Source organism: Methanocellales archaeon (genome assembly GCA_028715985.1).
Classification (GTDB): Archaea; Halobacteriota; UBA148; order UBA148; family UBA148; genus UBA148.
This window is the reverse complement of sequence record JAQUQR010000006.1, coordinates 87954-97666: the sequence shown is the minus strand read 5'-3', so window position 1 is coordinate 97666 and position 9713 is coordinate 87954. Positions and strand designations below refer to the sequence as shown.

Annotated in this window: 10 protein-coding genes and 1 tRNA gene; 6 read left to right on the top strand and 5 right to left on the bottom strand. The window is 43.3% G+C overall.

The window, feature by feature from the left end; genetic code table 11:
* The first annotated feature begins 277 nt into the window (after positions 1-277).
* The 5 genes from PHI74_06435 to PHI74_06415 all read left to right on the top strand — a co-directional run bounded on the left by PHI74_06435 (position 278) and on the right by PHI74_06415 (position 5493).
* Entirely contained in the window at positions 278-724 is a 447-nt protein-coding gene (locus PHI74_06435) for a hypothetical protein (GenBank protein ID MDD5485644.1), read from the top strand.
* 30 nt (positions 725-754) lie between these two features.
* On the top strand, positions 755-1939 hold the full coding sequence (locus PHI74_06430) for a hypothetical protein (protein ID MDD5485643.1): 1185 nt from the start codon (positions 755-757) through the stop codon (positions 1937-1939).
* Between the two features lie 206 nt (positions 1940-2145).
* Positions 2146-2781: a helix-turn-helix domain-containing protein gene (locus PHI74_06425; protein ID MDD5485642.1), complete on the top strand. Its 636-nt coding sequence runs from the start codon at positions 2146-2148 to the stop codon at positions 2779-2781.
* 5 nt (positions 2782-2786) lie between these two features.
* Complete coding sequence (locus tag PHI74_06420) at positions 2787-4976, top strand: CDC48 family AAA ATPase (GenBank protein ID MDD5485641.1); 2190 nt, start codon at positions 2787-2789, stop codon at positions 4974-4976.
* Positions 4977-4989: 13 nt separating this feature from the next.
* Entirely contained in the window at positions 4990-5493 is a 504-nt protein-coding gene (locus tag PHI74_06415; GenBank protein ID MDD5485640.1) for an Hsp20/alpha crystallin family protein, read from the top strand.
* A 40-nt stretch (positions 5494-5533) separates the two neighbouring features.
* On the opposite strand, the gene PHI74_06410 is transcribed toward PHI74_06415, so the two are convergent.
* From PHI74_06410 to PHI74_06390, 5 genes are all read right to left on the bottom strand, one after another.
* A tRNA-Met gene (locus PHI74_06410) sits at positions 5534-5772 on the bottom strand.
* Between the two features lie 8 nt (positions 5773-5780).
* A complete protein-coding gene (locus PHI74_06405) occupies positions 5781-6092 on the bottom strand; it encodes a twin-arginine translocase TatA/TatE family subunit (GenBank protein ID MDD5485639.1) in 312 nt (103 codons plus the stop codon).
* A gap of 34 nt (positions 6093-6126) precedes the next feature.
* A complete protein-coding gene (locus tag PHI74_06400) occupies positions 6127-6447 on the bottom strand; it encodes a twin-arginine translocase TatA/TatE family subunit (protein MDD5485638.1) in 321 nt (106 codons plus the stop codon).
* A gap of 36 nt (positions 6448-6483) precedes the next feature.
* Positions 6484-6789, bottom strand: a complete 306-nt coding sequence (locus PHI74_06395) for a twin-arginine translocase TatA/TatE family subunit (GenBank protein ID MDD5485637.1) — start codon at positions 6787-6789, stop codon at positions 6484-6486.
* A gap of 25 nt (positions 6790-6814) precedes the next feature.
* Entirely contained in the window at positions 6815-8143 is a 1329-nt protein-coding gene (locus PHI74_06390) for an AIR synthase-related protein (protein ID MDD5485636.1), read from the bottom strand.
* Between the two features lie 447 nt (positions 8144-8590).
* Here PHI74_06390 and PHI74_06385 point away from each other — a divergent pair, with 447 nt between their 5' ends.
* A complete protein-coding gene (locus PHI74_06385) occupies positions 8591-9712 on the top strand; it encodes a hydrogenase small subunit (GenBank protein MDD5485635.1) in 1122 nt (373 codons plus the stop codon).
* Position 9713: the final 1 nt, after the last annotated feature.

The window sequence follows — 9713 nt, the reverse complement described above, 5'->3', positions numbered from 1 at the left end:
CTGTAGAACGGCCTGGCTATTGAGCTTCAAAAGAATCGTCCTAAGACACGAAAGACTTGTCAGAACTTACCAGACATTCATCAATCTGGCCAGCATCCTCATCCTATGGAGGGTTTTGAAATGAGTTCTTAGTCTAAAATGCCAGCCATCCCACGATAGTTAACAACTAAATCCATACATAATATCTTAACAGAAACTTGAGAGGAAAGGTTTTTCTATAGAGCCGATTTAATGTTTTTTATAAGCTCATCATTAATTAAATAAATAGAGGCAAAAAATGACTGACAAAGGTATGTGGGAGATATGGGAGTACTCCTGGGGTGATTTTTATAGAAAATTTAAAAATGAACCTGAGAAGGCTCAAGAGTACTCCTTTGAGTTTGGTAAAAAGATGGGTAAAGCCTTGATGGCAAAACTTGACCTAAAGGGAAATGATCTGGATACGCTTGCAAAGGTCGTTAACGCCTTTATGGAAGAATGTAAAACAGAGGTTACAGCTAAAGTTGAAGGCGATAAAGTAATCTATCGGAACAGGTCTTTTTGTCTAATGATGGTTTCAGCGAAATCATTTAACATACCTTGGCTTTGGATAGACGAAAACTGTTCATGGCCTACCTTAGGGGGTTTAGCCTCAGTTGTGAATCCCAATATAAAACATAAAGTGACGTTTGCAAGGGCCAGGGGAGACCCTCTATGTGAGCACACCTTCGAAATAATCAAATAAAATGTTAAGATTTCTATGGAACCCAATGAATTGGATTTAACTCTTGGCTCACCAAGCTTAATTAACATTTTAATTTTTGAACATGAAAGTCGAGAAGATACAAATAGAGCATTTGAATCTATCAAAAGAAATTATGAGCCCAAATCGATGGAAGGAGATAAAAATAGCATCAAAATAATTTTAGGACATGTGCTATGTGGTGTTGAGTTAATCAAAGAAAAAAATTATAATGTGTTTTCGATAGATATTAACCATTTACATGATAATTATGTTTCAAAAGAATGGCAAAAAGACTTAGAGTACTACCAAAGTCAAGTTCAGCCTGTTCTTGATTTCCTACCTAAAAATCCTATCCTATCTCTTTCGGTCTTTGTGGGTCCAGTAGATAGTCAGGATGAAGCCTTAAACTTAGTCCGACAGTATTCAGAATATGTTAATTGTCATAAAGTAGCCGCGGGCATCGTAGGCGATTATCTTCTAGCAACCTTTAGGAAACCAAATAGCGAAACCGAGTTACAATTCCTAAGGCGCGAATTACTGCTATCTCCTATAAATCTGAGCCCCTCGAAAGTGAAACATACCATATCAGACCTCATCGTAGACATAAAAAATTTAGCCATCAACCTCGTAGAAGTTGATAGGGTCCATCGATTATGCCAACCATATTTCCCGCAGATTGATTCTGGAGAGGATGAAATCCAAGAAAAAATTGATAGCATCTTGAACAGGATGAGAGAGACGAAACCCGTGGAAATCGAAACTTTGAAATCATGGTTATCAGATGTGATGGAAAGATACTCATCGTTGTCGGTATTATCAAGTTCAATTAAGAGGGATCAGATTATAGCTAAAACCTACATAGAGGAAAATAAAAATCTTCTAAACCAATGGAGTGAAACAAGCGTGAAAGGATATACTACAAATACATTAACGGAAACAATAGGATATACCCACATATTAAAGTCTTTTGAGGATTTTACAGATCGTGCAGAGGCGTTAAGAACTCAACTAGGAACCGTATCTAACATGATAAGAACTTATTTAGGCATCTTGCAACAAGAGCAAAGCTCTGAAATATTAAAACAGCAGGTTAATTTGCTACATGCCATCGAGGAAAGTGAACGACTTTTAAATGTTCTTACATGGGTGCTAGCTATCGTCACCATAACCTTAGTCATCATAGAGGTAGCCAGAATACTACACATCTTACAATAGCATGAACTTGTAGCCGCTGCGGACTCGTTCCGTTAAGTAAATTCTTTTTCTGTAGTGAATTTTCCTTTCTTGTGTATTGAGCTTCTCTTAAAAGTCATTGCCGCCTTTCTGCAAAAACACAAATGCAACACTCAAAAATTCAACGGAAATTAAACGAAATCTTTATATACTATCATTACTAACTTAAGGTTAGTAACTTCAAGTTAATGATAGCTATGGACTCTGCTAAACTGCTGGACATACTGGGCAACGAGAATAGGAGAAAGATACTTCAATTGCTCTCTCAACGACCCCATTACATATCTGAGATCGTAAATCAACTAAATGTGGGTCCTAAAGCCGTCCTTGGCCATTTGGAGATGTTGGAGAGAGCAGGTCTCATTGAATGCTTGAATGAGCAACGGCGTAAATACTTTTATATCACAGGCAATGTCCAACTGGATGTTTCTTTATCACCCTACCTGTATGGGATGGAAGTGAGCCCCATCAGGATAGATGCTGAAGAGCAGAGAAGAGTTAGGCAAGAGTACAGTTCGATGAATGCACTGCTAAACCAGGAGTTACAGCGATTGCACGCATTACGCAGGGAATTGATGCTCGCACAGAGATCCGCTCAATCGAGGATCATCGAGATTATGAACTTATGCTCTGAAATGATCGACAATATCGCATCAGATCCCATAGAGGCAGAGATATTATTGACTTTGGTCGGGGGGGCTAGAACAGCAGAGAAGCTTTCAAAGGAGTTGAACCTCCCTGCCGACCAAATTGAAAGAAGTCTTAATAAGTTGAAAGAAAAAAGAGCAATCATTGAGAAAGAGAGAGAATGGTATATTAGGTGAAAGAGATGTCAGAAGAAGTAACGCTAAGAGTGGCGGAAGCGTATCATAGAGATGCTGGAAGAGGAATTGCTAGAGTGGATATGGCAACCATGAAAAAGTTGGGGATAGTGAGTGGTGATACTATCGAAATAGAGGGGAAACAGATAGCTGCAGCCATCGTTTGGCCCGGATATTCCGATGATGCAGGTCAAGGAATTATTAGGATAGATGGCAACATCAGGAGCAATGCAGCTGTTGGCATCGATGATAAGGTTAAAATACGCAAGGTGGATGCAAAAGAAGCGATCCGCATAACCATCGCACCCACACAGCCTGTCAGAATTGTTGGAGGCGAATACCAGTTGCTTAGGATATTGGAAGGTCGCCCTGTGATCAAAGGACAGAAAATAAGGGTGGAAATGCTTGGTAGCCCCCTCACATTCATAGTAACAAAAACGCAGCCGGCTGGAACCGTTGTGACATCAAAAACTACACGAATCATATTACAAGAGGAGCCGGTTGAGGAGTTAAGAAGGACAGCACCACAGATAACGTATGAAGATATTGGCGGACTAAAACGTGAGATCTCCCTTATAAGAGAGATGATAGAGCTTCCACTCAGACACCCGGAGATATTTCAGAAATTGGGCATCGATCCGCCCAAAGGAGTGCTGCTTTATGGGCCCCCGGGAACCGGTAAAACGATGATTGCAAAAGCTGTTGCCGGCGAGACGGATGCGAACTTCATACCCATCAGCGGCCCAGAAATCATGAGCAAATTTTATGGTGAGAGCGAAAAACAACTCCGAGACATTTTCGATGAGGCTGAAAAGTCTGCTCCATCGATAATCTTTCTGGATGAGCTGGATGCAATTGCCCCAAAAAGAGAGGAGGTAACCGGCGAGGTTGAACGTCGAGTCGTTGCGCAACTCCTTGCACTCATGGATGGACTGAAAGCAAGGGGAGAGGTGATCGTAATCGGTGCTACCAACCGACCAAATGCGCTTGATCCTGCTTTGCGAAGAGGTGGGAGATTCGATAGAGAGATAGAAATCGGAATCCCAGACCGTAATGGACGTTATGAAATTCTCCAAGTCCACACGAGAGGGATGCCCCTTTCAGAGGACGTTGACCTAAAAGAGCTGGCAAACATAACCTATGGCTTCGTAGGGGCAGACCTGGCAGCACTGTGTAAGGAGGCCGCTATGCATGCCATACGTAAAATCTTGCCAGAAATAGACATTGAAAAGGAGATTCCTCCAGAGGTCATTGAAAAATTAGTCGTCACTAAAGAGGGCTTTAGCGAATCTCTGAAAAACATTGAGCCATCGGCGATGAGAGAGGTTTTCATAGAGGTCCCCAAGGTAGAATGGAAGGACATCGGTGGTCTTGAGAAGGTTAAACAAGAGCTGATAGAAGTGGTGGTATGGCCTCTCACTTATCCGGAGGTGTTCGAAACCCTTCATACAGAGCCTCCAAAAGGCATATTGTTGTTTGGTCCGCCTGGAACCGGCAAGACGATGCTAGCAAAGGCGGTTGCCAACGAGAGCGATGCAAACTTCATCTCTATCAAAGGCCCAGAGTTACTTTCGAAGTGGGTTGGCGAGTCGGAGAAAGCCGTCAGAGAAATCTTCAGAAAAGCAAGACAAGCGGCTCCAACGATAATATTCTTAGACGAGATAGACTCAATAGCTCCTACAAGAGGCATGAGCTCAGATTCGAGGGTGACGGAAAGGGTTGTCAGTCAGATACTCACTGAATTGGACGGATTGGAGGAACTAAAGGAGGTTGTCGTTTTGGCTGCAACCAACAGACCAGACATGATAGATCAGGCACTTCTACGTCCTGGTAGGCTCGACCGATTGATCTATGTCCAGCCCCCTGATGAAGTGGGTAGAGAGAAAATTTTCAGCATACATTTAGAGGGCAAGCCTAAAGGGGAGGACATTGACATAAAAGAGTTGGCGAAAAATACAAATGGATATGTGGGCGCAGACATAGAGGCAATATGCAGGGAGGCAACAATGCTTGCCCTGCGAGAGTTCATTCAATCTGGAGTGGAAAAAGAGCACTTAAAAGAGGGAGCCAAAAACATCGTGATAAAAAAGGAGCACTTTGATGCCGCGATGAAAAAGGTAAAACCGTCAACGTCAAGAGCGACCTTCGAAAAGTTTGAGGATATGGCTGAAGATTTCGCCAAACATGCATATGCGTGAGGTGCATTTAAAGATGAAAAAAAGAGAGAGAAAACCATGGGAACACGATATATTCGGAGATTGGGATGATATAATAGAGCGAATCTTTGAATCCATAAAAATGGATGCCACAAATATGGATGAGATAAAGAGCAGACCATTTATCTACGGATTCTCGCTAACTCAACGACCCGGTGGGGAGCCAGAAATTCAAGAGTTCGGAAACATACGCCCATCGAGCCGTGGTTTCGAAATAGGCGAGAGAAAGCCACTCATCGATGTGTTTGAATCAGAAGATGAAGTTCATGTGGTTGCAGAGATGCCTGGCATTGATAAAGAGGATATCAAGCTAGATGCAACCGAGACTTCGCTGGACATTAGGGCCAAGACGGAAAGTATGGAATACTCCGAGCATGTCGATCTGCCCGTAAGCGTGGACACAGATAGTGCAAAAGCCAGTTACAAGAATGGTGTTCTGGATATAACTCTCAAGCGAGCCAAGCTTGAGGCTGGAAAGACGCCAATCAAAGTAGAATGAACCTTCTTTTTTTATTTTATATATCTCTAATCCACAGTAATAGCGGGGAGTGGATTTGAACCACCGATCTACGGGTCTCTCACCAATCACAGAAAGGTTGATCCTTTAAATTTTGTCTTTTTTTATCTATCTTAACTATAATTTTATAGTGGCTATTGAGATTTGTGAGTGTAGCACTTTTATTTGCCTCTTCTGATTCGCAAGGCGTTTCTGCAGGTCAACCTTTTATTAAAAAGTGGCTATGAGCCCGCCGGGATCTCCTGACTACCCCACCCCGCTTTCCGAAATTAGCTTACTTCTTCTCTCTTGCTCAGCGTTTCCTGAATGGCATCCAGCAATTCATCTTCTGTCTTGCCTTCAGTGTCTATGCCCAGCTCTTTTGCGGTCCTCTTTATCTTGCTTTTCTTTTCCTCTTCAGCGGTGCTCTCCAGAGATCGCTCAAACTGCTTCAGCTCAAGCTCTGCTTCTTTTTGTGCCTTCTTGAACTCTCCCATCGATTTTCCCATAGACTTCGCTAGCTCTGGCAACTTCGTCGCTCCAAAGAGCAAGACTATGACTGCAAAGATGACTAGAATCTCAGTTGTTCCTATGGGTACCATTTTTGTCACCAAAGTCTTGGGTCTATAGCAAAACTCAAGCTTCCTGTTCCTTGGTTTGTTTGCTCAGCATCTCCTGAATGGCATCCAGCAATTCATCTTCTGTCTTGCCTTCAGTGTCTATGCCCAGCTCTTTTGCCCTCTTCTTTATCTTGCTTTCCTTTTCCTCTTCAGCGGTGCTCTCCAGAGATCGCTCAAACTGCTTCAGCTCAAGCTCTGCTTCTTTTTGTGCCTTCTTGAACTCTCCCATCGATTTTCCCATAGACTTCGCTAGCTCTGGCAACTTCGTCGCTCCAAAGAGCAAGACTATGACTGCAAAGATGATTAAGAGTTCGTTAGGCCCTATTCCTCCAATCATTTTTTATCACCCAATGTCGTATATCGATGATAGATATTAAACGTTCTGCTCCTTAACTTTTTTACTGAGCGTTTCCTGAATAGCCTCCAGTAATTCATCTTCTGTCTTGCCTTCAGTATCTATGCCAAGCTCTTTTACCATACTCTGTATCCTGCCCAATTTCTCTTTATCGGCAGCTTTCTTTTTATACTCAAAGCTAAGTTCGTATTCTACTTCTCTCTGTGCCTTCTTGAATTCACCTAGAGCTTTACCCATAGAGCTAGCTAATTCTGGCAGCTTATTCGCACCGAATAACAACAAAACCAGTACGAATATCAGGAGCAACTCTTGTGACCCAATCATCAAACATTATAGTTCCGCTTTGGATTTAAGGTTTTTGACCTAAAATGAACTCCAGTACCTTCTGCTTCTTTTCCTTTGCCCTCTCAGCTGCCTCATCTACTTTTCTTTGCATCTGGGAAAGCTTGACACTAGGAAATTCGCCTACAACCTTCTTAAGGGGCGTATAAGCCGATTCTCGGAACTTTGGAGTTAATTCATGGAGTTCTCCGTTTTGGATGAGCGCGGCGCCCGACCCCTCCTCGATGTGCCCTACAATCTCTACCGAAATGTCGTGCTTGCGCAACACTTCCAATACGGCTTCTGCTACGTTTTTAGGCGCAATGATCAAAAGAGCATCCAACGAAACGCCCAGATAATCGATTTCTAACTCATCCAACATTCTGAGCACGGTTTTATTGACTAACGAGCGAATTTTCTCCTCAATAAAAACAAGTTTTATCCCTGCTGTCTTCGAGATCTCGGCTGCATCACCTCTGATACCACCATTGGTGACATCTGTCATCGCATGTATCTTGGCGACTATCTCATCATCGAACAATAACTTACATGCATCCAAAAACCTCGTATTTAGGGTTTCCATAACGACATGTGATCTCCTAAAATAAAGTGCAGTTGTAGCTATCGTTCCACCACCTGCACCCTCTGTCATCAGGATCATATCTCCTGGTCGTGCACTTTTCCGAGCAGTTAACACAGATGCGATGCCAACTGCGCCAACGCACCCGGTCATTCTATCGCCAATGACCATATCCCCCCCAATGCGGAGTGTGCTGCCTGTAACCAGCGGAACGCCAACAAGTTCTGATACCGTAGCGATGCCCGCAGTATAATCGAATATCTTGGCAACATCCCCATCATCAGCCAAATGAATGTCGGAAAAAAGCATAATAGGACGGGCCCCCATGACATATATGTCGCGTAAGGCTGCCCTTGTGACGTGGAATCCTGCCAGAAACGGGAAATCACTTAAGCGAGAGTGCATTCCGTCAACAGTAAGCACAATATAGTTACCATCAAAGGAAACGACACCCGAATCATCCATTTGACTTGAGTCTATAAGAGCGTCAGTCTCCCCGATTACCTCGGCAATTTTTTGATGAGCGTAAAAATCCCCCTGACCACGTGAACCAATGCCGAAATCCCCCATCGTAACACCTGAGGCTGAAAAGGAGGTGATATCGCTATCAGGATGCAATGTTGCATTTGCCTCTTCCAGAACAGCTTTAGCAAGGATATGGGCTTTGCCTTCAGATATATCCTTGACCTCGATAATGCGCTCTTTTAATTTGCGCAGGATAACGTCTTGGTCTTCGCCCCTACGCAGAGCGCGCTTAGCATAACCTTCAAGATCCATTCATTAACACACTCTCGTTTTATTTTTTTAATCTCAAGCCTCTTTTTGTGAACCCTATAAATTTGAAATATGATCTCTGGTCAATTAGGATTATTAATTCTAACGCATCCTACACGTATCAATTCCCATCCCATACAAAGCTCTTACATTGCTTCATTCTAGTAAAATTTCCTTTGTTGTTTTTTGAGGTATAAGGCTTATGGTCGAATAGGTTTTTGAATGAAGACACACGCCCAATAAAAAAAGTTCTTTATGATTTTGGAGTTCTTGAGGATACCAGAAAAGGTCACACAAAATACTCGCTCGAAGAGTGCAGAGAGGGGCTGAACGATGACTTCGCCAATCTATTACTCTGCCGCCCATATTAGTGATTAATTTTATATCGGGTACCATAACATTAATAACAACAAATAAAAAAACAGATGTAGCTATCTCAGGAGGCATAGTGTGAACTTCAAAAACTTAGATATAACAAAATTAGACAGGAGAACTTTTCTCAAAATTGCTGCAGCCATGGGCGCAGCCTCTTTTATAGGGACCTACAAGGCAGACATCGTTAGAGCTCTAGAACTTTCAGATACAAATATCGTTTGGTTGGAGGGCGCAGACTGTTGCGGTTGCTCGGAGTCGTTCCTCAACGCCGCATATCCAGATGTCATACAGGCAATCACAAGGCTAGGCATATATGTGGGTTACCATGAAACCCTGATGATGCAACAAGGCGTTTTTGTGGATGGGAGGTTGGTAGGCAATTCAGAGCTGAATTCAGAGTTGGCCCTTGAGGAATACATGAATGGTACAAAGCCATTGGACGTATTGGTCATAGAGGGTTCGATAGCAGACGGACCAGAGGGTTCTGGCATGTACACTACGGTAGGGGGACATCCTTTTAAGGAAATGGTAGAAAGATGTGCTAAACAAGCCTCATACGTTGTAGCCATAGGTGCGTGTGCAACATTTGGTGGCATTCCGGCGGCAAAAGGTTCTGTAACTGGCAACATGGGGGCGCAATTCTTACAAACAGCGAAAGGTGGAATTCTTGGAGCTAACTATGTATCAAAAGCAGGTCTGCCTGTGGTGAACCTTCCATGCTGTCCAGTAAATCCAGATTGGCTAACGTTGACGTTGGCGTCGATCATAATCGGTAAGGGAGGGTTAATCGAATTGGACAGATACAATAGGCCAACAGTGTTCTGCCCACCAGACTACACCATACACGAAAATTGCCCCAGGCGCGGTTTCTATGATCTTGGTCAACTGGACACTGAATTTGCTGAGGGGCATTGTCTATGGAAACTAGGATGCAAGGCACCGATAACGCATGCAGACTGTGCAACCCGACTTTGGAATGCTTCGGTGAATATGTGCACTCAAGCAGGCTCACCATGTATCGGTTGTGCGGAGCCTGTATTCCCAGATGGAACATCGCCATTCTATGTAGGAATGGAGATGATGTCAACGCTCGCCGGTGTGGACATAGATACCATAGCTAAGGTTGCCATAGGGGCAGCAGCTGTGGGTGTTGGAGCACATGCAGTGCGCAGAATTGCCATGAAGGAGGATGAGTAAG